The 26,032-nt window shown below is 70.1% G+C and carries 26 protein-coding genes; all 26 read left to right on the forward strand.

Going from position 1 to position 26,032, the window contains the following annotated elements:
- Positions 1–10: 10 nt before the first annotated feature.
- Positions 11–391 carry a hypothetical protein gene (locus ACZ4M5_RS33370; RefSeq protein WP_467742603.1) on the forward strand — a complete coding sequence of 127 codons (381 nt, stop codon included), beginning with the start codon at positions 11–13 and terminating at the stop codon, positions 389–391.
- 71 nt (positions 392–462) lie between these two features.
- Positions 463–2,805: a type IV secretory system conjugative DNA transfer family protein gene (locus ACZ4M5_RS33375; RefSeq protein ID WP_467742605.1), complete on the forward strand. Its 2,343-nt coding sequence runs from the start codon at positions 463–465 to the stop codon at positions 2,803–2,805.
- Positions 2,805–3,572 carry a GIY-YIG nuclease family protein gene (locus tag ACZ4M5_RS33380; RefSeq protein ID WP_467742607.1) on the forward strand — a complete coding sequence of 256 codons (768 nt, stop codon included), beginning with the start codon at positions 2,805–2,807 and terminating at the stop codon, positions 3,570–3,572. The genes ACZ4M5_RS33375 and ACZ4M5_RS33380 overlap by 1 nt, the downstream gene beginning before the upstream one ends.
- A 284-nt stretch (positions 3,573–3,856) precedes the next feature.
- The gene (locus ACZ4M5_RS33385; protein ID WP_467742609.1) at positions 3,857–4,384 is read left to right on the forward strand and encodes a hypothetical protein; all 528 of its coding nucleotides are present in this window, start codon (positions 3,857–3,859) and stop codon (positions 4,382–4,384) included.
- A complete protein-coding gene (locus ACZ4M5_RS33390; RefSeq protein WP_467742611.1) occupies positions 4,377–5,903 on the forward strand; it encodes a terminase large subunit domain-containing protein in 1,527 nt (508 codons plus the stop codon). The genes ACZ4M5_RS33385 and ACZ4M5_RS33390 overlap by 8 nt, the downstream gene beginning before the upstream one ends.
- Before the next feature lie 669 nt (positions 5,904–6,572).
- Positions 6,573–8,438, forward strand: coding sequence for a hypothetical protein (locus ACZ4M5_RS33395; RefSeq protein ID WP_467742613.1), 1,866 nt, complete (start codon positions 6,573–6,575; stop codon positions 8,436–8,438).
- Between the two features lie 65 nt (positions 8,439–8,503).
- Positions 8,504–9,241: a hypothetical protein gene (locus tag ACZ4M5_RS33400; RefSeq protein WP_467742615.1), complete on the forward strand. Its 738-nt coding sequence runs from the start codon at positions 8,504–8,506 to the stop codon at positions 9,239–9,241.
- A 117-nt stretch (positions 9,242–9,358) separates the two neighbouring features.
- Positions 9,359–9,766 carry a head decoration protein gene (locus tag ACZ4M5_RS33405; protein ID WP_467742617.1) on the forward strand — a complete coding sequence of 136 codons (408 nt, stop codon included), beginning with the start codon at positions 9,359–9,361 and terminating at the stop codon, positions 9,764–9,766.
- An 18-nt stretch (positions 9,767–9,784) separates the two neighbouring features.
- Positions 9,785–10,834, forward strand: a complete 1,050-nt coding sequence (locus ACZ4M5_RS33410) for a major capsid protein (RefSeq protein WP_467742619.1) — start codon at positions 9,785–9,787, stop codon at positions 10,832–10,834.
- The gene (locus ACZ4M5_RS33415) at positions 10,834–11,109 is read left to right on the forward strand and encodes a hypothetical protein (RefSeq protein ID WP_467742621.1); all 276 of its coding nucleotides are present in this window, start codon (positions 10,834–10,836) and stop codon (positions 11,107–11,109) included. The genes ACZ4M5_RS33410 and ACZ4M5_RS33415 overlap by 1 nt, the downstream gene beginning before the upstream one ends.
- 99 nt (positions 11,110–11,208) lie before the next feature.
- On the forward strand, positions 11,209–11,541 hold the full coding sequence (locus tag ACZ4M5_RS33420) for a hypothetical protein (protein ID WP_467742623.1): 333 nt from the start codon (positions 11,209–11,211) through the stop codon (positions 11,539–11,541).
- Positions 11,538–12,374, forward strand: coding sequence for a hypothetical protein (locus ACZ4M5_RS33425; RefSeq protein WP_467742625.1), 837 nt, complete (start codon positions 11,538–11,540; stop codon positions 12,372–12,374). The genes ACZ4M5_RS33420 and ACZ4M5_RS33425 overlap by 4 nt, the downstream gene beginning before the upstream one ends.
- 59 nt (positions 12,375–12,433) lie before the next feature.
- Positions 12,434–12,997, forward strand: a complete 564-nt coding sequence (locus ACZ4M5_RS33430) for a hypothetical protein (protein ID WP_467742627.1) — start codon at positions 12,434–12,436, stop codon at positions 12,995–12,997.
- Complete coding sequence (locus ACZ4M5_RS33435) at positions 12,994–13,386, forward strand: hypothetical protein (protein ID WP_467742629.1); 393 nt, start codon at positions 12,994–12,996, stop codon at positions 13,384–13,386. Before ACZ4M5_RS33430 ends, ACZ4M5_RS33435 begins: the two co-directional genes overlap by 4 nt.
- Positions 13,386–13,829: a DUF6093 family protein gene (locus tag ACZ4M5_RS33440; RefSeq protein ID WP_467742631.1), complete on the forward strand. Its 444-nt coding sequence runs from the start codon at positions 13,386–13,388 to the stop codon at positions 13,827–13,829. Before ACZ4M5_RS33435 ends, ACZ4M5_RS33440 begins: the two co-directional genes overlap by 1 nt.
- The gene (locus ACZ4M5_RS33445) at positions 13,829–14,221 is read left to right on the forward strand and encodes an HK97 gp10 family phage protein (RefSeq protein WP_467742633.1); all 393 of its coding nucleotides are present in this window, start codon (positions 13,829–13,831) and stop codon (positions 14,219–14,221) included. The genes ACZ4M5_RS33440 and ACZ4M5_RS33445 overlap by 1 nt, the downstream gene beginning before the upstream one ends.
- A 1-nt stretch (position 14,222) precedes the next feature.
- A complete protein-coding gene (locus ACZ4M5_RS33450; protein ID WP_467742635.1) occupies positions 14,223–14,690 on the forward strand; it encodes a hypothetical protein in 468 nt (155 codons plus the stop codon).
- 126 nt (positions 14,691–14,816) lie between these two features.
- Entirely contained in the window at positions 14,817–15,287 is a 471-nt protein-coding gene (locus tag ACZ4M5_RS33455) for a phage tail tube protein (RefSeq protein ID WP_467742637.1), read from the forward strand.
- Between the two features lie 104 nt (positions 15,288–15,391).
- Positions 15,392–15,919 carry a hypothetical protein gene (locus tag ACZ4M5_RS33460; RefSeq protein WP_467742639.1) on the forward strand — a complete coding sequence of 176 codons (528 nt, stop codon included), beginning with the start codon at positions 15,392–15,394 and terminating at the stop codon, positions 15,917–15,919.
- A gap of 50 nt (positions 15,920–15,969) precedes the next feature.
- Positions 15,970–16,284 (forward strand): hypothetical protein, encoded by a 315-nt coding sequence (locus ACZ4M5_RS33465; RefSeq protein WP_467742641.1) that lies wholly within the window; start codon positions 15,970–15,972, stop codon positions 16,282–16,284.
- 19 nt (positions 16,285–16,303) lie between these two features.
- Entirely contained in the window at positions 16,304–20,992 is a 4,689-nt protein-coding gene (locus ACZ4M5_RS33470) for a hypothetical protein (protein ID WP_467742643.1), read from the forward strand.
- Positions 20,982–21,875, forward strand: a complete 894-nt coding sequence (locus ACZ4M5_RS33475; RefSeq protein WP_467742645.1) for a phage tail family protein — start codon at positions 20,982–20,984, stop codon at positions 21,873–21,875. The genes ACZ4M5_RS33470 and ACZ4M5_RS33475 overlap by 11 nt, the downstream gene beginning before the upstream one ends.
- Before the next feature lie 10 nt (positions 21,876–21,885).
- Positions 21,886–22,827: a hypothetical protein gene (locus ACZ4M5_RS33480; protein ID WP_467742647.1), complete on the forward strand. Its 942-nt coding sequence runs from the start codon at positions 21,886–21,888 to the stop codon at positions 22,825–22,827.
- Positions 22,824–23,927 (forward strand): hypothetical protein, encoded by a 1,104-nt coding sequence (locus ACZ4M5_RS33485; RefSeq protein ID WP_467742649.1) that lies wholly within the window; start codon positions 22,824–22,826, stop codon positions 23,925–23,927. Before ACZ4M5_RS33480 ends, ACZ4M5_RS33485 begins: the two co-directional genes overlap by 4 nt.
- Before the next feature lie 2 nt (positions 23,928–23,929).
- Positions 23,930–25,588: a phage tail protein gene (locus ACZ4M5_RS33490; protein WP_467742651.1), complete on the forward strand. Its 1,659-nt coding sequence runs from the start codon at positions 23,930–23,932 to the stop codon at positions 25,586–25,588.
- Positions 25,585–25,950 (forward strand): hypothetical protein, encoded by a 366-nt coding sequence (locus ACZ4M5_RS33495; RefSeq protein WP_467742653.1) that lies wholly within the window; start codon positions 25,585–25,587, stop codon positions 25,948–25,950. Before ACZ4M5_RS33490 ends, ACZ4M5_RS33495 begins: the two co-directional genes overlap by 4 nt.
- Positions 25,951–26,032 lie beyond the last annotated feature (82 nt).

Raw genomic sequence — 26,032 nt, forward strand, 5'->3', positions numbered from 1 at the left:
AGGAGCCCCCATGGCTGAGCTCACCTACAAGGCCCTCACCCACGCTGTCCAGGCGAAGGAGAGGAAGCTGGCCCGCCACGCCGAGAGCGTCCGCCTGGCCGCGGACAACATCAAGGAACACGCCGACGACACCGCCCGCGACGCCGACGCCCTCGGAGCCAAGTCCGTCGACCGCGACTCCATCGCCGAATGCCAGGAACTCGCGAAGGTCATCCGCGGCGTATCCGACGGCGCCATCACCTACGCCTCCAAGACGGCCGACACCGCCAAGGCCGCCAAGGCCGCCGGAGACCAGGCTCGCACCACCCACGGCGGCTTCCAGGAAGCGTTCGACCGCTCCACCGTCACCGGCCTCGAGAACGTCTCCCGCGACTGGCTCGAACAGGAATAGCCCGCCAATCCATCACCCCGGCCCGGGGCACCGACCCCGGGCCGCACCCCACCCAACAAGGAGCCCCACCCGTGTCCACGAACACCCGCACCGTGCCCAGCACCGACACCGCGGAGCGGGCAGCAGCCATCGGCCAGACTCTCCTCCCCATCGCCACCGGCGTCCTCGCCCCCATGCTCGAACCCTCCGCCGCCACCATCGCCGGAGGCACCTACCTGGCCGGCGCGGCATTCGTGGCCGCCAACTTCACGGGACACCTCGGCACCTGGGCCGACGACCTGCCCGCTATCGACATCGCCCGCGCCCACCGCGACACCCTCGGCATCGCCACCATCACTTCCGGCATGGCTCTCGGCCTCGGCACCATCGGCGGCCCGGAAGCCACCGACCTCCTCATGCTCGGCGTCACCCAGATCGCCTCCAACCCCGTGCCCGGGATCCTCTCCCTCGGCTGGTGGGCCGCCGTCGCTCTCGTCCCCCTCAAGCTCCGCCGCATCCTCAGCCGCAAAACACTCCAGCACGGGCCCGCCGGACCGCAGGCTGTTGCCGTCAACGACACTGTCGGACCCATCACCGCCGCCGACGAGATCATGGCCGCTTGGCACCGCCACATCAGCAACCCCGACAGCGGCATCCACAAGGGACAGGTCCTCACCGACGTCACCGTCTACACCAATCGGTGGACCGCCCGGATCCTCGCCCCCGCCGGCGCCGCGGTGACCGTCACCAAGGAGACCGTCTCCTCCGTCTACCGGCGCAACCCCGGCTGGATTGAACTCGCCCACGGCGACCACTCCGGCGAAGCACGCATCACCGTCAACCACCAGGCCCCCGCCGAACTCGACCCCGACACCCTCGAAGGCGCCTGGAAGAAGCGCGTCGCCTGCTCCGGCGGCACCATGCCCAAGACCCATCTGGAGAACGTCACCGACGACCCCAACACCGGCGGCAAAGCCGCCTGGGTCGTCGCCGACGACGACATGAAGGGCGCCCTCAAGCAGCCCGACCTCACCGACCTCGCAGGCGACCTCCGCAAGTCACCCCTGCTCGTCTCCTACGAGCCGAACTCCAACAACGTCCGCAAGGCGATCATCCGCGTCATGGACTCCAACCCCCTCGAAGCCGGACACGACTTCCAGGGCCTCGACTCCATGAAGGCTTCCGCAGGCGGATGGTTCCCCATCGGCAAAATCATCTCCGGCCACCCCGCCCGCTTCCAGATGTTCGACCCCAAGCTCGGCGCCCTCCACCTCGTCGTCGCCGGCACCACCGGCAGCGGCAAAGGCGGAGCCGTCCAGGTCATCTCCCTCGGCTACCACGCCAACGGAGCCGCCATCCTCTACGCCGACCCCAAGGGCGCATCCAACCCCGCCATCCCCAAGATGGCCGCCTACTCCGGCCTCCAGCGCTACGGAGCCCTCGGCGCCATGCGCCTCTCCTACCACGTCCTCCAGCACCGCATCGAAGAAGCCGCCCGCCTCGACCTGAAGAACTTCCAGCCCTCCAAGATGCGCCCCTGGTGCCCCACCATCCTCGACGAAGCCCCCCAGATGCTCGGCCCGAAGGTCCCCAACCGCGCCGAAGCCGTCCACATCGTCAAGGCCGGAGCCTCCCTCGGACGCTCCATGGGCATGCCGTGGTGCCTCGTCACCCAGACTGTGAACCTCGACCAGATGGGCGGCGAGCAGGCCATCCGCGCCAACCTCCTCGCCGGCGGAGCCTGGCTGATCCTGCGCACCGACTCCGACCAGGTCAACCTCGGCGACCTCCCCACCGGCTTCGAGGGCATCGACCCCTCCCAGATCCCAGCCGTGTGGCCCACCGAAGACGAATCCCTCATCTACGACCCCGACATCCCCGAGAACGACCCGCGCCGTACGTTCGGCCTCGGCTACCTTGCCGCACCCGGCGGCCGCGCCGGCATGATGCGCATCGACACCCTCGAGGACGCCACCCCCCACATCCGCCCCGAGCTAGTCGCTGCTCCCGAGGACGTGCCCTGGTGGGGGGACGAGGACGTCATGGAGGAGCTGGCCAACACGCCCCTGCCCGGCTTCGAGGAGAAGGGCGACGCCGACGACGAGGACGGTGCAAGCCGCCCCGTGATGGCCCCGGGTGCCGACCTGCCCGCCCGTAAGGAGCTCACCGCAGAGGAGAAGGTGCTCTCCGCCCTCCGCGACGAAGCCGACCCGCTGCACCTTGAGTACCTCGACGGCTCCGACGGCATCGACGAGGACGACTTCGAAATCGCCTACACGGACCGCACGACGCTGCTCACCACGACCGGCCTGAAGGAAGGCACCTTCGCCAACGCCCTCCGCAAGCTCGAGACCGCTGGGAAGATCCACCGCGTCGCCGAGGGCAAGAACGTCCGCGTCGGTCTCGGGCGTGCCATCGCAGAGGAGCGCAACTGATGAACCTGAACCTATGCGCTGTGCTTCGCTGCATCGAGCCGCCCTTCATCCACGAACCGCTCCTCCTATGCCGCCAGCACGCCCTCGCCATCTCGCTGAACGTCACCGATCGACTCCACGCCAACGCCCTCACCGGCCACACCACCAAGGGCCTCGACATCGAGCAGGCCAACCTCGCACCAGGCAACGTCTGGGACCAGACCGCGCACCCCGCCGTCGTCTACTTCCTCACCAACGGCGACAGAGTCAAGATCGGCACCAGCACCAACATCACCGCCCGCGTCAGCGCCCTATCCCTGCGAAAGAGCAACGCCGTCCTCCTCCTCCAAGGCGGCCACGATCTTGAGAAGGCCCTCCACCACCACTTCGAATGCGACCGCATCGCCAACACCGAGTGGTTCGTGCTCTCCCCACGCGTCCAGGACTACATCGCCCGCCGCAAGGCCGCTGACGCCTCCCTACGGCAACCCCGGCTCCCCGCAGAAGCCCACTCTGTACCGGCAGGCAGTCGCGAGTCGGGAACTCTGCACGTCACGATCAGCCAGCCGAGGACCCCGACCGCCGAGGAACGCATCCTGGAAGTGCTCACCAGCGCCCAGTCCGACACCGTCTGCCGGCACATCCACCGGGTCGACATCGGACGCCTCGCTGGCGTCACCGGCTCCACCCTCGACAACACCCTCGGCAACCTCCGCCGCAAGGACCTCATCCACCGCGGCCCCGAACGCGGCACCTGGGCCCTCGGCCCCGCACCCGAAGTCGAATAGCCGCCGGGGGAAGGCGCCTCAGACAAACCGCCCCCGGTAGGGCAGCATCAGAACTGCACGGCCCGGACCACCGGTACCGGTGTCCCCGCGCCCTACCAAGGACCGGGCCGTGCCACAGCCGCTCGGGCACCCTTCCCCCCCCGGCACCCGAGCACCGACAGCCCCGCACCCACCCCCCTTGGGCCGCGGGGCTGTCCCACACCCGGGGGAACCTTCCGCCCGAAATCAGCGATCATCCGACTAGGCGCGGGGCCTGACAACCACACAGCGGGAGCCCCACCGCCATGCCCTGGTCCAAACTCAAGCAAGACGAAGTCGCCGTACGCCGCACCAAGCTCCTCCAACTGCGCCGGCAAGGCATCCGCTACGACGACGAACGCATCGCAGCCCTCGGCTACTCAAGCCCCGACGTCGCCCGCAGCGACCTCAAGCGCGCCCTCGAGGCCCACCGCAACGCCGAAGCCGCCGAAGTCAGCCTCTACCGGCAGCAGGAGAACGAACGCCTCGACGCCCTCCTCGAGGCCGCATGGCCCCGCGCCACCCAGCCTTCCCCGGTCTTCGACAAAGAGGGCAACGTCATCAGTCACGAGCTGGACATGCGCGCCGTCGACACCGTCCTGCGCCTCATGGACCGCCGCGCCAAGCTGAACGGCCTCGACATGCCCGCCAAGACCGAAGTCACCGGCGCAGGCGGCGGCCCCCTCCAGATGAGCAAGGCCAGCGACGCCGAACTCGATGCCATCATGAACGCCGGCCCCGCCCCAGGCCCCGAGGACGCCCCCGGCGAACAGCCCGGCGACGGCAGTGGCTGACAGCCTCCTCGCCCGCTACCGGGCCCTACCCGCCGACCAGCGGCGCCACATCATCCGCCACGCCTCCGACGACCTGCGCGCCCAGCTCGCCACCCTCGAAGCCGAAATGGCCATGGACCGCTCACCCGGGGCGCTCGCCGCCGTCATCACCCACGGCAAGGAGATGCAGGCCCGCCACCTCGACATCATCGACCGCATCTACCAGCGCATCGCCAACGGCGAACGCATCCGCGCCATGGTCACCATGCCCCCACGCGCCGGGAAGTCCCGCCGCACCTCACGCTGGGGACCCACCTGGTACCTGCGCCGGCAACCCGACCACCGGTTCATGCTCGCCTCCTATGCCGCGCACCTCGCCGACGACCACGGCCGGTGGATCCGCAACACCATCACCGAACACGCCCCCACCCTCGGCATCAACCTCAAATACGGCTCCCAAGCCGCCAACCGGTTCGACATCGACGGCCACGAAGGCGGCATGGTCACCGCCGGCGTCGGCGGCCCACTCACCGGCCGCGGCGCGCACGTAGCCTGCGTAGACGACCCCTTCAAAGGATCCGAAGACGCGGGCAGCCCCACCCAGCGGGAACGGGTCTGGGACTGGTGGCAGTCCGTCCTCCTCACCCGCCTCGAACCCCAAGGCTCAGTCCTCCTCGTGAACACACGCTGGGACGACGACGACCTCTCCGGCCGGCTCCTCAAAGAAGAACCCGACGACTGGATCGTCATCGACCTTCCCGCCATCGCCCTCACCGCCGACGACCCCCTCGGCCGCCAGCCCGGCCAGGCCCTCTGGCCCGAGCGGTACAACGAAGACGACTACGCCCGCATACGGAAATCCGTAGGTGAACGCGTCTGGTGGGCCCTCTACCAGCAGCAGCCCAGACCGCTGGAAGGCGGCGTCTGGCAGTGGGCGTGGATCACCGGCAACCGGCTCAGCCCCTCAGCGTTCCGCGGCGTCGACCTCACCCGCAGCCTCGTCGCCATCGACCCCTCCGGCGGCTCAGGCACCGCCAACGACGAAACCGGCATCATCGCCGCAGGCCGCGACCACACAGGCGAGCTGTACCTGTTCGCTGACCGATCCGGTCGGCACGGCGCCAACACCTGGGGCACCGAAGCCTGCCTCCTCGCCCTCGACAGCGACGCAGACGCCTGGGTCGTGGAGACGAACTTCGGCGGCGACATGACCCGCCAGGTCCTCATCCAGGCATGGCAGGAGCTCGAGCGCTCCGGCCGCACCGGCGGTCGGCCTATGCCGCGGATCATCGAGGTCAATGCCAAGCAGGGCAAGCGACTGCGCGCTGAGCCGATCGCCCAGCTCTATGAGCAGGGCCACGTCCACCACGTGGGTGAGTTCCCTGACCTTGAGCGGCAGATGGTGACCTGGCTGCCCGGCATGGACTCCCCAGACCGGATGGACGCCGCAGTGCACGCCCTAACCGAGCTGGCAGACCCAACACAGCAAGGCCTCGGCAGCCAGCACTACAGCGACAACCGTCTGCGTGGACGCCGCTAAGCCGGACAGCCCGACGCTTACAGCGTTCACGGATGGTGAAGACGTAATTCCCGTCCCCGCGGATTGCGGATCCGCATTGCTGGACGGCGGCTGCGGGGTATGTTGGCTAAGAGCCAATCAGAACGCATCGGGAGATGCGTTGGTTGGCCGACAGCCAGTCAACGAGTCCCCGGGCTCGCTGACAGCGGCAAGAGAGAGGGCCGCCCCCCGTCGGGAGCGGCCCAGCACGGACGCCGGATTATGCGGTGAGCCAGATCGCCAGCTGGACGGCCAGGTCCAGACAGGCGACGTAGAAGGCCCACCGGTCATAGTCCGGCGGTTCGTTTTCCAGCACTCTTTCCTCCTCCCGGGAGGTAGTCCCGGAGGGCCGAATGCCCTCCGCGCCCGGCCGGGGCGCAGAGGCGCTGGAAACGCCGTATCTGCCACTCTATAGACGGCGAAGCCCAACTCAGGGCCGCTGTGCAAAACTTCGCGCCTGCTGACTTGTGGTCAGTCCCGTGACCTGCATAAACCCAAAATCATGCTCCGGCGCAAGTTGCGCAGGGTAGGGGGATTCTGACGCCCCCTACCCCCGCCAAGGTCTCCACCCGGGGGAACCCGGATCGCGCACGCCCGTACCCTGATGATCAGGCGCGGGGCCTGAGCAGCAGGGGAGTAGCGGTGGGCCTCATGTCCGGCCTCAAGCGCGTCACCATCGACGCGTGGTCCTGGCTGAACTACAAGCCGATCTACGCCGACCCCCGCGGCATGCCCCACCGCCGTGCCTTCCCCGAAGCCCGCGCCACCTGGGTGCCGGCCGCCGACGAACGCCGCCTCGCCGCTTACAAGCTGCTCGCCGCCTACGACAACAACCAGGCCGCCGAGCTCGCCGAGGTCCTCGACGGGCCCACCGCACGGGAGAAACGCGAGTTCGGCGACCCGTCCCTGCACATCGACTCCATCATGTCGCTCGTGCTGGGCCGCGAGCAGACCATCACCGTGCCCGGCGCCGAGGACCCCGACAGCGACACCGACACCGCCCTCGCCGAACGCGTCCAGACCCTGCTGCGGGACTGGGCCACCGACGAACTACTGCCGATGCGCGTGCAGCAGACCGAACGCAAAGCCGTCGCCCTCGGAGACGGCGTGTACCGGCTCGCCTGGGACCCCGCCAAGCAGCGCGCCACCGTCCGCAGCGTGGACCCCGGCTTCTACTTCCCCGTCATCGGCGAGGACGACGACGGCGGCGAGTTCCCCACCCGCGTCCACTTCGCCTGGGAACTCCCCGAAGACCCGCGGCGCGAGTTGAAGGCCCGCATCCGGCGCATCACCTACGAACTCGCCCCCATCGGCCCCGCCACCGCCGCCGGCGCCGACGCGGAAGGCCGAGCCGTACGGGCCCCGCTCACCGTGGAGGACGCCGACGGCCAGCTCGTGCCCGTCCTCGGCCAGGGCGACACCCTCGACCCGGGCAGCGGCAGCATCAGCCGCCTGTACCCGTGGAACGACCAGCCCACCACGATCACCTGCTACCTGACCGACGCCACCTGGAACCTCGACGACCTCAAGGGCCAGATCGACGTCGACTCCCTGCCCCTGGCCAAGGCCACCTACGCGACCCGATCCGACGGCGAAGTCCTCGACCACCTCGACCTGCTGATCGACTTCATACCGGTCGTGCACGTCCCCAACACCGTTCCCCCCGCCGAGGAGCACTGGGGCCAGTCCTCCTTGGCCAAGGTCCTGCAAGTCTTCGACGAACTCGCCTCCTCAGACACCGACTCCTCCCGCGCCTCCGCAACCACGGGCCTGCCGATGGTCGCCATATCCGGCGTCACCGACACCCGCAACCACCTCGACGTCGGCCCGGGGTCGCTGTTCAAGCTGGGCGAGAACGGCAAGCTCACCGCCGTCGACACCTCCTCCGCCCTGCGAGAGCTGCGCGAGCACGTCCACGACCTCGAGGACCGCGCTGCCAAGGTCTCCCGCCTCCCCGCCGTAGCCCTCGGCACCGTCGACCCGTCCAAGGCCCCCTCCGGCTATGCCCTGGACATCTCGCTGGGCCCGCTGGACTCCCTCATCGGATCCATGCGCCTGGCCCGCGACCACAAGTACACGCTGCTGCTGAAGATGGTTCAGCGCCTGCACCTGGCCGGGCAGCACCCCGACTGGACGGGCATCACCGTCCAGCCCGCGAAGCTGGTGTTCGGCCCGTACAAGCCCACCGACAAGGCCGGCATCCTCGAACAGGTCACCAACGGCGTCGACAAGGGCGTCATCAGCAAGGAAACCGGCATCCGCATGCTCATCGAGGCCGGCTTCCCCATCGAGGACTCCGAGAAGGAACTGGAACGGATCGACGCCCGCTCCTTCGCCGACGCCCGCAACCTCGCCGACGCCCTCGGCAACCCCGAGGAAGTCGCCGCGTTCCTCGGCCGCAAGGCCCCCGACGAGCCCGACACACCGCCCGTGGTCCTGCCTCCCGCCGCCGGCGACGACGACCCGCAGGACGACGACGAGGACCCGCCGCAGGGAAGCGGGGGGAACACACCGTGACTTTTGTGCTGCACTGTGATCTAGGCGCGGGGCCTGAGGAACTGTCCATGGGAGGACTGTCACCAATGCGTCGCCCCGCGCACCGTCCCGGCCACGCCGCCGCCCTCGGCTGGGCCCACCCCTACAGCGGCACCGAGTCGCTGGCCGTGTTCTACAACGACGGCGGCGGCAACCCGCCCGCGGACCCGCCCAAGCCTGGACCGCCTCCCACCCCCACCCCCACGCCGCAGTTCACCCAAGACGACCTCGACCGGATAGCCGCCCGCGAGAAGGCCCAAGGCCAGCGCGCCGGCGCCCGACAGGCCCTCGAGGACCTCGCCAAGGAACTGGGCTTCACCAACCCCGACGACGTCAAGACGTTCGTCGCGGCCGCACGCAAGGCCCAGCAGGACGCCCTCACCGAAGACGAGCGGCGCCGCCAGGAACTCGAGCAGCGCGAGCAGGAACTCGCCGCCCGCGAAGCCGCCGCGGTCGCCCGCGAGCGGGCCGCCAACCGGCGTGCCGTCCTCGCCGGGCTCGGCGCCACCGGAGACGACCTCGAGGACGCCGCCGCCCTCCTGCGCGTCGCGGACGACGCCGACGACCAGGCCCTGCGCGAAGCCGCCGAAGCGCTCAAGACCCGCCGCCCCGAACTGTTCGGCGCCAAGCCCGCCCAGGCCCCCAACCAGCTTCCCCCGGCCCCCGGCGGTGCCCCCGCCGCAGCACCCCCGGCCCGCACCACCCCCAGCAAGGACGACGCCCGCGCCCGCGCCCTGGAACGCGCCCGCAAGATGGGCTACGCCAGGCCCGCCGACGCCGCCTAACCGGCAGCCACAACAGACCGAGGGACCACGCCCTCCCAACTCCCCCCGTGGACGACACCCCGCAGGTGTCCGCACCCCGCTTCGTGCACCCACCCATTCCACGGGAGGAGATCCGGCGTGGACATCCAGCCGATCACCACGACGGAGACCGTCACTGCCAGCCGCCCCTGGCTGCTGTCCCTGCACGGCTCCGACATGAACAAGACCGTGACCCTCGACCTGTCGAAGTTCACGGCCAACACGCACTACACCGCGGCCGCCAACGGCCTGCCCAACCGCCTCAAGTCCGGCCTGCCCCTCGCCAAGATCACCGCGAGTGGCCTGTACGCCCCCTACGCATCCGGCGCCTCCGACGGCACCCAGATCCTCGCCGGGCTCCTCGACACCGAGACCGCGTTCAACACCGGCTCCACCAAGGTCGGCGCCGCCCTGCGTGTCCACGGCGACGTCGACGTCGACAAGCTGCCCGTCGCGCTCACGGTCCCCGCGGCCGCGAACCGCACCGACTCCATCCTCTTCTCCTGAGAAAGGGCGTGAACCCCCATGCTTGAGGCCCTGCTCAGGGACATCACCCCCACCGAGATCATCGCGTTCGCGCGAGCCGTGCAGACCCCCGCGGACTACGCGCTCACCGCCAGCGTGATGCCGGAACGCCAGATCAACGGCGTCAAGTTCAAGACCCGCCGCACCAGCCGCCGCGTCAACGCCGCCAAGTACCGCGCCTACGACGCCCAGACCCCCGTCGCCTCCCGCGAGGTCAAGCGGATCGAGACCGAGGGCATGCTGCCCCCGCTCGGCCAGAAGTACCTCGTCGGCGAACTGGAGACGATCCTCCTCGCCGCCCGCCGCGGCGCCGACGCCTCCGAACTGGTGGAGTCCCTCTACGAGGACACCGCCGCCCACACCCTGTCCATCCGCTCCCGCCTCGAACTCGCCGTAGGTGACCTCCTCACCGACGGCAAGTTCACCCTCGCCGGCGAGAACGGCCTCACCATCGAGTACGACGCCCAGGTCCCCTCGGCGAACATGCCGACCGCCTCCACCGCCTGGACCGACCCCACGGCCGACGCCCTCGCCGACGAACTGGCCTGGCTCGAGGTCCTGCGCGCCTCCGGCGCACCCATGCCGGAAGCCGTCTACACCTCCTACAAGGCCCGCGCGCTCCTCGCCGGCAACGACGCCTACCGCGCCGCCTACTACGGCAGCGTCAACCCGTCGAACACGCCGACCGCCACCCTCGCACCCAACGAGGTCGACACCGTCCGCGCCCGCTACAACCTGCCGCCCATCCGGATCTACGACGTGCAGATCCCCAAGGACGACGGCACCATGGCCCGCCCGATCCCCGAGGACCGCTGGGTCATGGTCCCGCCCAACCGCACCCAGTGGGGCGAGACCCAGTACGGCATCACCGCCGAGTCCATCGCGCTCACCACCGGCGACAACCCCGCCATCGAGCTCGAAGAGGCCCCCGGCATCATCGTCACCCACGGCTGGCAGGACGACCCGGTCCAGGTGTGGACCAAGGGCTCCGCCGTCGCGATGCCCGTGCTGTACGTGCCGGACATCCACATCACCGCCAAGGTGTTCTGATGGCCAAGCTCGCCACCGACACCTTCGTCAAGGACCCAAAGACGCGCCAGATGGTGCACCTTCGGGCCGGTGAAGAGCCCGCATCCGAGTACGCGGCGCTCGTGAAGAACCCCGACGCCTGGGAAGGCGGAAACGCCCCCACCAGCGGGGACAAGGCCGAAGCGGCACCGTCCAAGGACAGTGACGACGACGCCGACAAGCCGGCCGCCAAGCGCGCGGCCAAGAAGCCGGCTCGGGGCCGGAGCGCCGCTGACGAGGGCACCAGCGGCGACTAACGCGGTGTGCGGGCCCGCCCCCTGTGGTGGGGGCGCCAACCGGGCGGGCCCGCACCCGCACCACCCCTCCCGCCCCACCCCGCCCCACAGGAGGCCAGAGTGGACGCCGCCGTACGAGCCTGGCTCCTTGCCGAACTCGGCACCACCACCGACCAGATAGACCTCGAGGCCCGCTACACCCGCCTCGGCACCGCACGCGCCGTAGCTCTGGAGATACTGCGCGAACGCCTTGCCGCGCTCCGCACCCAGCCCGCCACCGTGAACGTCTCCGGTGTTGTGTCGGTTGGTTTCGCCGAGAACATCCGCGCCTACGAGCGTCAGATCAACGCCCTCGAGAACGGCGAGCCACCCGCCCCTGACGACCCGATCGACGGCAGCGGCAGCAGCGGCGGCATCGGCATGCTCCACCTGCATGCAAGGCCCCGCCGATGACCACCCCCGTCCAGCGTCGCGGCCGCACCCTCCGCTCCCGCCTCCTCGCCTACATCTCCGACGCCACGGCCCGCCTGCGCGCAGCCTGGTCGATCCTCACCCGCGCTCAGACCCGCCTCCTCGGCCGGCTCTCCCGCATCCGCCCCGGCCACACCGCCCGCGCCCGCATCCGCGAAGCCATCACCGAGTTCAACCAAGCCCTCGCCGAGTTCAATCGGCAGGCAGGAGCGTTCGCCGACCGGTGGGCAGCCGTCGACCTGCCCCTCGTCTACCGAGAAGGCGCCCACACCCTCCTCGACAACTCCACCCAACCCTGGGTGCGCTTCTCTTGGACGTTCACCCACCAACAGCAGGTCACCGCCCTCTCCGCCCAGTACTACGCCGACCTGACTGCCCGCATCAACGAAGCCCTCCGCCGAGCCCGCGCCTTCCTGCGCGCCGCCCAGGACGCCGCCCGCGGCACTGGCGACCGCTTCAACCCCGCCGCGCTGCGCCGCGCCCACCCCCTGGACACCGTCATCTACGCCAACGACCACCGGCACCCCGTCGGGGCGTGGGCACGGGCGGCGATCACCTGGCAGACGGTCACCACCGCCAACACCGCCGCGGCCCGCACCGCTCTGGAGCAGCTGGGTACCGAATGGCTCGAGGTCCGTGACGGAAACGGATGCGGCTGGGCCAGTCATGAGGACGGCGACAAGGCCGACCGGACGCTGCGCACGGTCCAGGACGCACTGGCACACCCGACGAGTCATCCGCACTGCATTCGCGAGTTTCTGCCCCGCGTCGACCTCATCGGCCGCACCGACATCCGTACCGGAGCCCTCCTGTGACCGCCCCAATCGCCTACACCAGCCACGCGCGAAGCGATGACACGACGAGGAAGACGACCATGAGCGAGCCGAGTGGCATGATCGGCCAGCAGCTAGACGCACTCGGGTTGACTGCGGCCCTGGGCAACGACCACCAAGTGGTGCGAGCCACCGTCAGCCTGATCACCGAGCAGGACGGCTGCGAGGAGACCCACGGCCCCATCGCGCTGCCACTGGAAGAGCCGGGCACCACTCCCGTTCCCCACCCGGTTGAGCGCCGCATCGTCACCGTGGTCGCTGAGGGGCAGCCAATCAGCGACGAGCAACGGCAACGAGTGGCCGCCTGGCTCCGCGCCAACGGCATCGACCCGCGTCGTGTCACACGGGACACCATCACGGTGGAGTCCGTAGTGTACGGCGACCGGACCGGACGGCAGGTCATCGGCTTCACCGAGTACTACGAAGACGCCCAGGGCCGCCGGGACATGAACTGGAAGACCCGAGACGGAGCACTCACCTACCGACGCTGGGTTGAGCAGGTAGCGCCGATCGACCCGGACCCCTCATGGCAGGGGTGGGATGCCTACCGCGCCTCGTGTGCGGCGAAGCAAGCGGCCATGAACGACGCGGCGGATACCGAATGACCGAGCGCCCCGACGAGCCGCAGGCGCACGGCGTCCGCATCGACGCCCAGCCCGGCCACGCCACCATCACCCTCGACGGCACCCCCATGCCGCCCGGCACCGTCACCGGATACACCCTCCAGCACGACATCGCCGGCGGCATCCCGCTCGTCGTCCTCCACACCCGCCAGCCCGACGGTCTGGTCTTCGAAGGCCTCGCCCGGGTCGCGGTCGGCGTCAGCAAGAGCCCCGGCGAGCTGGTGGCTGCGTTCCTCGCCGAGGTCGATCCCGTCCTCCTCGACCAGCAGGCGTTGAACCGGGCCGACTACGGCGGCGGGCAGGGCGCCACCGCCAGGGCCATGCTCGCCACGCTCACCGAATGGGCCCGCGGCGGAAAGGCAGACGCCTGATGGCCGGCATCGACCTGTCCGGGATCGCCAACCTCGTCGAGGGGCTGATCCTGCTGGACACCGTCCGCTTCACCACCCCCGGCGCAGGCAAGCCCGTCTTCGACCCGGGCAGCGGCACCTACACCTACCCCGAAGGCGACCTCATCTACGAGGGCATCGGCGCCGTGCAGCTGGCCGGCACCTCCGACGGTGTCACCGCCGACCCGTCCGCGAACCTGCCCTGGCCCGGCGAGACACGCTCCCGCTACCGGGCCCTCACCCCCCTGGCTGCGCCCATCGCCGCGCGGGACACCATCGTTACCGTCGTCGCCGTCCACCCCGGCGGCGACCTCACCCTGCTGGGCCGGCAGTGGCGGGCCCTCGACCCGTCCGCCGGCGGCACCCTGGGCGTCGTCCGCATCACCGGCCTGGACCAGATCACCAAAACAGGTCAGGTGACCTGATGGACCTGGAGGACCTCGCCCCCCGCCTGGAGCAGGCCGCCGCCCGGGTCGGCCCGGAAACGGACCGCACGGTGCAGCAGCAGGCCCGCCTCCTACGCGCCCTGATCATGGAGAACGCCTCAGGCCGTCCCGGCCCGAACGTCATCAGCGGCGACTATCGCGGCTCGTGGAAGCGGGAGCCGTTCCCCGTCCCCGACGGAGGCGGCGCCGACGTCGGCACCAACGAGCCGCAAGCACGCCGTCTCGAGTACGGGTTCATGAACATGTACGACTCGCTGGGCCGCTTCTACCGGCAGCCACCCTTCCCGCACGTGGAGCCCGCGGTGAACGAACTGTCGACCCAGTACGAGCAGGCGTTCCACGACGCCCTGGACCGGATCTTCGGGAGCTGACGTGATCGACAGACTGCCCGTCACCGACGGCCTCCAGGCGCTTCTTGAGACGCTCACCGGCCGGCCCGTCGGCCGCCGCACCGTCCCCCTCGACGACAACGGCCTCCCGGTGCCGCCGCCGTACACGATCCTCGACCCGCTGGACCGCGGCGACGACACCAACACCCTCGCCGACAACAACACCGCCATCGTCGTCGGCTACCAAGCCACCTTCGTGTCCGGGCCCGCCCCGGGCGTCCCGGACAGCCGCGGCGGCGACGAACAGGCCCAGTGGCTCACCGACCGCGGCTGGAGAGTCGTCGAACGCCCCGCTGACGGCAGCCCCGGCTACGCCCACCCCATCAACGTCGGCCCCGGCGTGCAGTGCTGGAAACGGGAGGCCAGGGAAGCGGGGGGAACGCCTGATCCGAACGATGGCATCATCACCAGTGTGATCAGGTACCGGCTGTACCTGGAGAAGACCGCCTGACCAGGCGGGGCATGCACCGCACCGCGGCGGGACCCCACGCGGACGCCACCAGCAGGTGGCCGCCACACAAAGACACGTGTAGCAGGGGCCCCACATCTCGGCCCCTATCCGCGAGGGGCCATTCTCATGAGGTTCAACCGCAAGGGAACCAGCAAGTTCTACTTCCTGCCGACCATCGCCTCCGGGACGCTCGTGCCGACCGGCGCGGAGATCACCGCAGGCACCGACTACTCGCCGCAGATTGCCGCGGTCGACGGGTTCAGCATCGAGAACTCCCCGATCGAGACCCCCGACATGGCGTCCACGTTCGTGTCGAAGATCGGCGGTGACGACTCCGCCGCCGACAGCTCCTGGACCCTGTACGAGGACTCCACCGCCGACGACATCGAGAACGACCTCGCCAAGGGCACCAGCGGCTTCGTCGTCATCTTCTCCAAGGGCCTCACCACCGGCGCCAAGGGCATGGACGTCTTCCCCGTCACGGTCGTCAGCAACTCCAAGGCGTACACCGCGGACAACGAGGCCGCCCAGGTCACCGTCCAGTTCACGATCACGGACCGGCCGCTTCAGAACGGCACCGTGCCCACCCTGACCTGACCCGCCCGGCAACGGCCCTAACCCCACCAACCCCCGGCCGGGTGCCCGACGTACTGGGAAGGGCGCCGCGCGCGCCCGGCCGGGCCTTCCCCCAAGGACCCGACATGAGCAGCACCAACTGGGCCAACCTCCAGAAGCGCCTGGACGGCATGCCCAAGCCGACCCGCACCCTCACCCTGTGCTCCGACCCCGACATCCGGGACCGCTACCTCGCCGCGAAGAGGCAGCACGCCGCGGCCGTCGAGTACCAGAGCGCCCTGACCGCCGACGCCGACAAGCAGGCCAAGACCCACGTCCAGAACCAGGTCATCGTGGCGGCCGCCGAACTCGACGAAGCCACCGAGGCCTACACGGCGAACTCGGTCACCCTCACCTTCACCGCGCTGGACCGCGGCCAGCTCGAGGACCTCCAGGCCAAGCACCCGGCCACCGAGGAAGACGAGGAGCAGGGCCGCGACTTCCACTTCGACACCTTCGCCCCCGCCCTCATCGCCGCCGCATCGGTGGACGGCATGCCGCTGGAGTACGCCACCCAAGCCATGAAGACCTGGTCCTGGGTCGACGCCGAGGACCTGTGGAACGCCGCCTGGGCCGTGCAGCAGACCCGACGCTCCGACCTGGGAAAAGGCTGATCTCAGATGCCAAATTCCGTGCCGAGATGGAGCTGTGCCACAAGTGGGGCATGCCCCACAGCCGGTTCCGCGGGCACGGAGATGGCACATGGTCCGACCTCGACCGGCGCAAGGCCCTCGCCTACGCCGACTACCTCAAACGGGCCTGCCCCCAGTGCGGCACCCGCCCCGAGGAATGGGACGAAGCCGTCGGCGGCGACGAGGACGCCTACCGGGCCACCACCCACCGCTGCATCGGCTGCCAGCTCCTCGCCGACAAGCAGAAGACCGTCCCCGACGGAGACGAGGGCCACGGAGTGAAGGTCGCCCTGATCCCCACCAGCGTCGCCGTAGCCCTCGAACTCGCCAAGAACCACCGCCACTAGAGCAGGAAGGAGCCCACCCGTGTCCGAGTGGAACCTGAGTGTCCGGCTGACCGGGCAGGGCTCCAACCTGTCACGCACCCTGCGCTCCACCGCCCGCGACGCACGCGACGCCTCCCGCCAGGTCAACACGCTGCGCCGTGACATCAGCCGGTTGCGCGCCGAAGCCTCCCGCGACATCCGCGTCCGCGTCCGAGCCGACGCCCGAGGTCTCCGCAATGACGTGCGTGCCGCGCTCAGCACTGCCGGCAGCGGCCAGCGCCTCGGTATCCGTCTCGGGGTCGATGCTCGCCGCCTGCGCAGCGACGTACAGGCCGCGCTCACCGCAGCCGGGGCCGGGCAGGGCATCCGCATCCGCTTCGACGTGGACGCCGCCCGGCTCCGGGCCGACGTGCAGGCCGCACTCACCTCAGCCGGCGGACAGAACCTCACCGTCGACCTCAACGTCAACGGCACCGCCAGCCTCGCCGCCCTCCGCGAAGAAGCCGAACGCACCACCCGCACCCTCAACCAGCTGCAAGACGCCACCCGGGACGCCGGCAACCAACTGGACGTCCTGCGCAACCAGGCCCTCGCCGCCACGATGGGCCTGCGCTCGTTGAACCGTGCGGCCGGCACGGGGCGCAACCGCCTGGACACCCTGTCCGCCAGCACCCGCACCTTCCGCGGCGACCTCGACGACCTGGACGGTTCCCTCACCCGCGTCACCGGCCGCCTGTCCGGGCTCCGGGGGCGCGTCGGCGGCCTCACCGGTGGCTCCGGGGGCGGCGGTCTGGGCGGCGGATCGTCCATGCAAGCCCTCAAGGGTCTGCTGCTCCTCGCCCCCGCCGCCGTCCCCCTCGTGGCCGGCCTGTCGACCAGCCTGGCGCCTCTGCCCGGCCTGTTCGGTGCTGCCGGCGTCAGCGCCACCGCGTTCGGTGTGGCCCTGGCGGGGCAGGTCGAACGCCTCGGTGAGGTCGCCGACGCGCAGAAGAAGTACGACGACGCGGTCCGGGAGCACGGCCGCTCCTCCGCGGAAGCGATCAAGGCGCAGCTTCAGTACCAGCAGATGCTCGCCGAGCTGCCCCCGGAGGCGCAGCGCGCCGCCATCGCCCTCGCCGACCTCAAGTCCAACTTCCGGGCCTGGTCGGACGACATGTCCGGCTTCACCATGGAGCCCCTCACCAAGGGCATCACCGTCCTGGACCGGCTCATCCCGCGCCTGAGCCCGCACGTACAGAACGCCTCCACCCAGCTGGACCGGCTCATCACCGTCGCCGGCGGCGCCATCGAAACCCCCGGCTTCGACCGCATGGCCGACAAGTTCGCCGACTTCTCCGGCCAGAAGCTCGACGAGATGACCGACAGCGTCATGCACTTCCTGCGGGTCCTGTCCGAGGGGGGCGCCTTCCAGTCCGGGCCGATCGCCGCGTTCATGGACTACGCCCGAACGAACGGGCCCGCCGCCCGCGAAGCCCTGTCGGCCATCTCTGACGCCGTCGTCACGCTGCTCCAGGCGTCCGCTGAGGCCGGGCCCGGCCTGCTCACCCTCGTCACCGCCGCAGCCCAGCTGGTGGCGGCGCTGCCGCCCGAACTGGTGGGCATCATCATCCAGGTCGCCGCCGGGCTGAAGCTCGTGCAGCTGGCCGGCGCCGGGGCCGCGGCCATCGCCGGCGGGGTCGCCGCCCTCGGTACCCGCCTCACCGCGCTGCGCGCCGCTTCCACCGCTGCCGGCGGCGGCATGGCCGGCCTCGCCGCGGCGTTCGGCACGCTCGGCACGGCCGCCAAGGCCACCCTCATCGCCTCCGGTATCGGCATCCTCCTCATCGCCCTGTCGGAGCTGTCCGAGATGGGCAAGGAGGCGCCCCCGGACGTCGACAAGCTCACCACCTCGCTGCGCGAGCTGGGCAGCACCGGCCGCGTCACCGGTGAGGCGGCCCGTTCCTTCGGCAAGGACCTCTCCGGCCTCGCTGACAGCCTCCAGAAGGTCACCGATCCCAAGGGCCTGGATCAGGTCCAGCAGTCCATCGTCAGCTTCTTCGGCACCGACTCCACGCCGGTGAAGGATGCCAAGGAGAACATCGACGCGGTCGACAAGGCCCTCGCCAACCTGGTGAAGAACGGGCAGGCCGACCTCGCCGCCGCCGCGCTGGACAAGCTCTCCTCCAAGCTGCGCTCCCAGGGCTTCTCCGCGGACGAGATCCGCGCCCAGATGGACGACTACAAGTCCGCCTTGGCCGACGCCAAGTTCGAGCAGGAGCTCGCCGCCCAGTCCATGGGCCTGTTCGGGCAGGCCGCCCAGCAGACCTCCGCGAAGCTCGAGGCGCAGAAGGCGTCCGCGGACGGGCTGCGGCAGGCGATCGTCGCCCTGAACGACGTCAACCGCGCCGCCGGGTCGGCCATGAGCGCGTTCGAGCAGTCCATCGACGACACCACCGAAGCCCTCAAGCAGCACGCCGGGGCGCTGAAGATGCGCGACGGGGAGCTGGACCTCGGCTCGGAGAAGGCCCGCGCCGCCGAAAAGGTCCTCTCCGACCTCGCCGCCAACACCGACGCCGCGGCCACCTCGGCGCGCGAGCAGGGCAAGTCCTGGGAGTACGTCAGCAGCATCCAGGAACGCGGCCGGGCGGCGTTCATCAAGGCCGCGGACGCCATGGGCCTGTCCAAGGCGCAAGCACAGGCGCTCGCCGACTCCTACCTGAGCATCCCCGACAAGAAGACCACGTCGGTCGAGATGCGCACCGAGGACGCCGTCGCCGGCCTCGACGCGGTCATCGCCGAGATCGAGAAGACACCCGACGAGAAGTCGGTGAAGGTGAAGGCGCTCACCGAGGACGCTCAGTCGATGCTGCGCGGCCTGGGATTCGAGGTCACCCGGCTCAAGGACGGCTCCTTCAAGGTCACCGCGAGCACGGCGACCGCTGAGGCGTCCCTGGCGAGCGTGCAGGGCCTGCGGGACAAGCTCGCCGACAAGTCCATCACGATCAGCGCGCACACGCAGGACACCATCAACAGCCTCTCCAACGTGCAGGCCAAGGTCGCCTCCACCAAGGGCAAGACCATCACGATGTCGGCGCCCACCTCCGCGGCCCGGCACCAGCTGGAGCTGCTCGGCTTCAAGATCCGCGACACCAAGGGCAAGAACGTCGTCATCACCGTGCCCACCGGCAGCCAGCGGGCCAACGTGAGCGCGCTGGCCGGGGCCATCGCCTCCCTGCGGAACAAGACCGTCACGATCACCACCCACTACCGGATCACCGGCAGCCAGGCCCGCCGCTCCGGCTCCCACGGCGCGCAGCTCGCCAACGCCCAAGGCGGGGTGTGGGACTACTACGCGAACGGCGGCATCCGCCCCGCCCGCCGCGGCCGGGTCTCCTACTACGCCGGCGGCGGCATGGAGCCGGGCGACCGGCCCAACCAGCACGTCGCGCAGATCGCCCCCGCCGGATCCTGGCGAGTGTGGGGCGAGCCCGAAACGGCCGGCGAGGGCTACGTGCCGTTCCGCAGGTCAGCACGACCGCGCTCCCGTGCCATCACCGAGGAGATCGTCAGCCGTCTCGGCGGTGACCCGTCCTCCATCCAGTGGAACGCCGCCGGCAACGTCACCGACTGGCGCTACGACCCCCAGACCGGCTCCCTCTACTCCGGCAACGACATCACCTCCGCGGGCAACAAGACCCGCAAGGTCAAGGTGAAGGTCAAGGGCAAGTGGCAGACCAAAGAGGTCGAGTACTTCGACATCGGCGCCGTCGAGAAGAAGCTCAAGAGTGCGGCGAAGGCCACCCAGGCATGGAACTCCGACCTGCAGAAGGTCGCCGACCGGGCCGGCGGGGACGTGGCCGAGGCCCTGGCCTCCATGGGCAAGGAGGGCGCCAGGCTCGCCGACAAGATGGCCAACGGCTCCACGAAGTACCTGAACGACATGTCCAAGGCCCTACGCGATCTCCAGAAGACCGCCAAAGCCAGCCTGACGGACTACACGCGGCAGCTCACCAACGCCAACAAGGTCAACAAGGACTTCGCGGCCGACCTCGCCAAGCTTGCCGCGATGGGCTACGGCGACCTCGCCGCGCAACTCGCGGAGCAGGGTGACACCGCGGCGCAGCAGATCGCCGACGCCGCATCGAAAGACAAGAGCAAGGCCGCCAAGGCCAACGCCCAGGCGAAGACCGCCAACCACGCCCTCACCTCCGACCAGGTACAGGCGCTGGTGCAGGTCATCGCGGCGATCAAGACCAGCAAGACCGGCATCCACGACGTCGCCGCCACCACCGGCCTCGGCGAGGACGAGATCATCGCCATCGCCAACAAGGCCAAGAGCCAGATCAGCTCCAGCCTCGGCGGCCGCGCCGCCCGCTTCCTCGCGGACCTGGGCAAGGCCAACAAGCACCAGGCCTACGCCGACGGCGGCCTCCGCGCCGGCATGTACGCCACCCGCGCCGGGATCATCCGGTTCGCCGAGCCGGAGACCCACGGGGAGGCCTACCTGCCGCTCAGCCCCAGCAAGCGGCGCACCGCCCTGCCGGTCCTCCACGACGTCGCCACCCGCTTCGGCCTCGGTCTGACCGACGCCCGCGCCACCCGCCCGGTGGTCGTGGTCCGCGAGTCCAGCCCCACCAACGTCACCGTCACCGCCGTCCGCACGGGGGCGTCCGCATCCGACATCGGCGCGCAGGTCGGACGCAGCGTGCGCCGCGCCCGCAGGGGAGGGGTGGCCGCCCGTGCCGCTTGACGACTGGCAGTACGACCTGGGGGGCGTCGTCATCGGCGCCGGCACCAACGTCCAGGTCATCGAGACCACCGGCCTGGGCCGCCCCCCGGTACGGGAATCGGATGTGGACCAGCCGTCCATGGACGGCCAGTTCGCCGGGCCCGACTACTTCGCCGGGCGGCAGATCCAGTTCGACGCCGCCATCAAAATCCCCGGGAACCCGGCTGCCTGCCACGACATGGTCGCCCAGTTGCAGGCCGTCACCGACGCGGCGAGCGTGCGGCTGGTCGGCGGGCAGGGCCTGGCGCTGCGCATCAAACGCCCCGGCCGCCCGGTGAAGCGCCTCACCGTCAGGGCCCGCACGCTCGACCCCGAGTATCGGCAGGTCATGCACGGCTACGTGCCCCTCGACATCGAGCTGCTGGCTCACGACCCGACGTTCTACGCCGACGAGCCGTCTGTCACCGAACTGCCGCTGGGCTGGCTCACCGGCGGAGGGTTCGCCGCCCCCGTCGCCGCCCCGATTTACGTGCAGGACGGTACCGTCGCCGCGGACCGGCCCGGCTGGGTCACCAACAACGGGACAGCCGACGCCTGGCCCATCCTGCGGATTTTCGGGCCGTGCGCCACCGTCACCATCACCCACGTCGCTTCGGGCCGCTCCCTTGCCTTCCCCTCCCTGAACGTGCCCGCCGGCCGGTGGATCGAGGTCGACACCCGGCCCGGCTACCGCACCGTCACCTGGGACAACGGCGGCAACGCCTCCACCTACCTGTCCCCGAGCAGCCGCATCGACCTGTTTGCCCTGCCGCCCGGCCAGTCCGAAATGCGCTGGACCGCGTTCGACAACACCAACTCCGCCCGCCTCCGCGTCACCTGGCGCGACGCCTACATAGCCCTCTGAGGAGCCGACCATGGCACTGTTCCCGAGGCCCCTCCTCACCAACGGGGCCACCCACTCCGCGCAGCAGTTCCGCATGCTCGTGCGGGACCTGTCCAACGGAGCCGAAGGCATCACCCAAGGCGACGACCTGAAGGTCTCCCAGCGCTCCACACCCGGCGCCGGGGTCACCGTCGGCGACGGGTCCGGCGTCATCCGCGGCCGCGCCAACACCTTCCAGGGCTCCTACTCGGTGTGCAACATCGGCTCCGTCAACGTTGACATCGCCGCCACCGGAGCCGGCTCGGGCCGCTCCGACATGGTCATCGTGCGGGTGGAGGACCCCGAGTACGAGGGCTCCCTGAATCCGGCGGTCGACCAGGTCGCCTACTTCCAGGTCATCTCCAACGTGTCGTCGTCGGCCACGACGATCCCCGACGGCCGCACCGGCATCCCCCTGGCCCGCATCGACATCCCCGCCTCGACGTCGACCATCACCAGCGCGATGATCACCGACCTTCGGAAGGTCGCCAACCCGCGCCGCTCCCGCACGGTGGTCACGCAGTCCCCGGCCAGCATCAGCAGCGGCATCGGCTCCAGCACCAGCTACTCCTACTTCTCCACCGCCGCCGGCTGGAACATCGCCATCCCCGACTGGGCATCGAAGGCCATCGTGAAGGTCGACGTGTCGCCGATCCGGTACGCGCTCGGCAACTTCTGGGGCTACCTGTCCGCCACCTGGGGCGCCAGCCTCACCCTCCAGCCCACCACCCTCGACGACAATCAGGGCAGCCCGGCCCGCCGCATCCCCGGCATCGTCGCCGACACCCTCACCATCCCGAGCGCCTACCGCGGCACCACCCAACTGCTGCGGGTGCGGGCAGCGGCCGCCGACAACAGCCAGGTCGGCCGCGTCTACGTCGACTCCGGCACCACGTTGGTCGCGGACGTGCAGTTCGAGGAGGCCCCCCGGTGACCGTGCCGCCACCGGTGCGGGTCCTCACCCGGCACGCCCTCACCGGCGCGTGGCTGTCGACGGCGCTCCCGGTCACCGACCTGGAGTACGGGCCGGAACTGTCCGGGCCGGGGGAGCTGCGCGGCACCCTCTCACCGCGCCTGGTCGCCTCCAACCCCACCCTCGCCGACCCGGGCACCACCGAGATCTACGTCGAGTCCGACGGGCAGATCGAATGGGGTGGCCTCATCTGGGACGTGCGCGCCCAGGGCAGTGACTACGCCCTCGAGGCCGCCTCCTGGTCGTCCTACCTCCAGCACCGGTTCGACCTGGACGGCGAGCACGGCGGCCGCGGCCCCTACGTCTACACCGACCGCTGCGCCGTCATCCGCAACATCTGGGCCTACGCCCAGTCCATCCCCGACGGTGACCTGAACGTCACCGTCGACTCGACCACCTCCACGTCCACCGTCGGCACCCCCGCCGACGTCCACCACTCCTACTGGTACGACACCAAGAGCCTCGGGGACCAGGTCGACGAGCTGGTGTCCGACCAGGGCACCCCCGAGTACACGTGCACCACCGCCTGGAACACGGCCAAGACCGACGTCGTCAAACGCATCCACCTGGGTTGGCCGCGGCTCGGCGCCCGCCGCAAGGACATCGAGTTCTCGAGCGGCGTCAACATCATCGAAGACCCCGAAGAAGCGCTGGCCGGGGACGACTACGCGCAGGTCGTCATCGGCACCGGCGCCGGCGACGGCTCCGCCAAGCTCCGGCAGGTCTCCGCCGTCCGCAACGGTCGCCTCCGTCTCGAGGCCGCGGCCGCCTTCCCCGAGATCAACGGCAACGACGTCCTGAAGGCCCGCGTGGAGTGGGAGCGGGCCTGGCGGCAGTCCATGGGCCGCATCGAGCAGGTCACCCTCCGCGACACCGCGGCCGCACCGTTCGGGTCCTGGCAGGTCGGCGACGACGTCTACACCCGCGTCCACAACAACTGGACCTCCTACACCGGCTGGTGCCGCGTCATCGGCTGGACCATCAAGCCCACCGCCCGCGGCGGCCCTCAGGCCCAGGTGTCGCTACGCCCGTCCGGCATGTACGTCTACGGAGGACAGTGAGCATGGACATCGGGAAGAAGCTCGTCGAGCTGGAGCAGCGCCTGGCCCGCGTCGAAGGCTCTCCGCGCCTGTCGCACGCCGCCCTCGACAACGCCAACATCGTCGTCAAAGACAACACCGGGCAGGTGCGGGGCCGCATCGGCATGCAGGCGGACGGCACCATCGGCCTGATCGCCGTGGACGGTCCCGCACCCGGCGCCCCGACCGCCCCCACCGTCACGTCCACCATCGGCGGGCTGCGCATCGTGTGGGACGGCACCCTCGCCGACGGCACAGCCCTCCCGTCCGACTTCGACCACGTCGCCGTCCACGTCTCCACCACCACCGGCTTCACCCCGTCGGCGGCCACCTACGTTGGCACCATCACCAAGGCTGGAGACGGCGGCATGCTGCCCGTCATCCCCCTGCCCTACGTGACCCACTACGTGCGCCTGACCGCCGTGAACTCCTCCGGCAACGCCGGCGCCCCCTCCGCCGAAACCACCGCCACCCCCATCAAGGTCGACGGCCCCGACCTGAAAGCCGGATCCGTTCAGGCGGCCGCCATCCAGGCCGGAGCCGTCACCGCGGAAAAGCTCGAGGCAGTCCTCCAGCTCGTCACCCGCCTCGTCGCGGGAGACCCAGCCGGCGCCCGGGTCGAGCTGAACGAGGACGGGCTGCGCGTCTACAACAGCTCCGGCGACCTCACCATCCGCTTCGACGCCGCCGACGGCTCCGGCGTGTTCACCGGCGCCATCACCGGAAGCACCGTCACCGGCGGCGTCATCCAAACCGCCACCACAGGGCCGCGCGTCACCATCAACGAAGCCGGCGCCAACAAGGTCCTCGTCTACGACGCCACCACCCCCACCGCCATCGGCGAACTGTCCGACCGCGGGCTGCTCCTCGAAGGCAACAACGGCTCCATCCTCTGGCTGGACCCGGACAACGCCTACCCGAACCTTCAGTTCAGCAACGCCGCCAAGACCAACAACGCCGTCATCAACGTCAGCGAGAACAGCGCCGGCGCCGCAGACCTCGGCCTCAACAGCGGCACCTTCACCGGCTCGTCGTTCAGCGACATGAAATGGCGCACGTTCTTCGGCAACGACTTCTGGGTGGCCGAACGGTTCCGCAACGGCACGACCACCACCATCGGCGGCCGCGTCGCCCTCAACGACTCCCGCGCCAGCATCGGCTACATCAACACCAGCGACACCAGCCAGAACAACCATCTCTTCGTCTACAGCGGCTACGCCCAGTTCAACAAGTCCCGCATCGAGGTCCTGGCGCCCGCCTCCTCCTCCAGCGCCCTGTACGTCAACGCCGACACCGGCCACACCGGCTACCTGTTCCGGCTGCTGCTCAACGCGGTCACCAAGTTCAGCGTCGACACCAACGGCAACACCGCCATCGACGGGATCCTCTCCGCCGGGAACGTCGCCGCCGGCCGGCTCACCATCACCCCCTCCGCGGCGAACACCCCCACCAGCCAGAACGTGACCGGGCTGAGCCTGAAAGGCACCAACATCCGCGTCGTCGCCACCGCCGCCACCACCGTGCCCGGCACGCAGGTGACCGGCGTCGGCGTCACCAACCAGACCTCCACCGGCTTCACCGTCTGGTGCACCCGCACCAACACCACCAACACCAACATCGATTGGATCGCGTACGGCACATGAGCGAGCCTGAGCCCACACAGCCCGACACCGAGCCGCAGGAGACCCAGACCGATCTGCCCCCGGTCGAGGTCGACCCGGAACCCACCCCCGAGCCGGAAGAGGACACGCCTCCGCCGCCACCGCCGGGCGACACCCTGGGCACCGTCATCACCGTCGAGCCGGCCACCTGGTACGAGGTCACCTCCGTGTGCACCACGCAGGACCGCGGCGACGGCGAGCCCTGCCGCAACCTGAACGAGTCCACGACCGAGCCGATGGTGTACTCCAACGCCGGGAAGATCCGCATCGTGTGCGCCCGCTGCGGCTACAACCGGCCCATCACCGACTACAGCCGACTGGACCCACAGCCCGAGATGTCCTGACCGCCGCAGGGCCGGGGGAACGCCCGGCCGCCGCGGCCATACCCTGATCACTGGGCGACCCTCCGCCCTCGTTGTGCTCCAC

Source organism: Streptomyces sp. NPDC026246, from assembly GCF_055567995.1.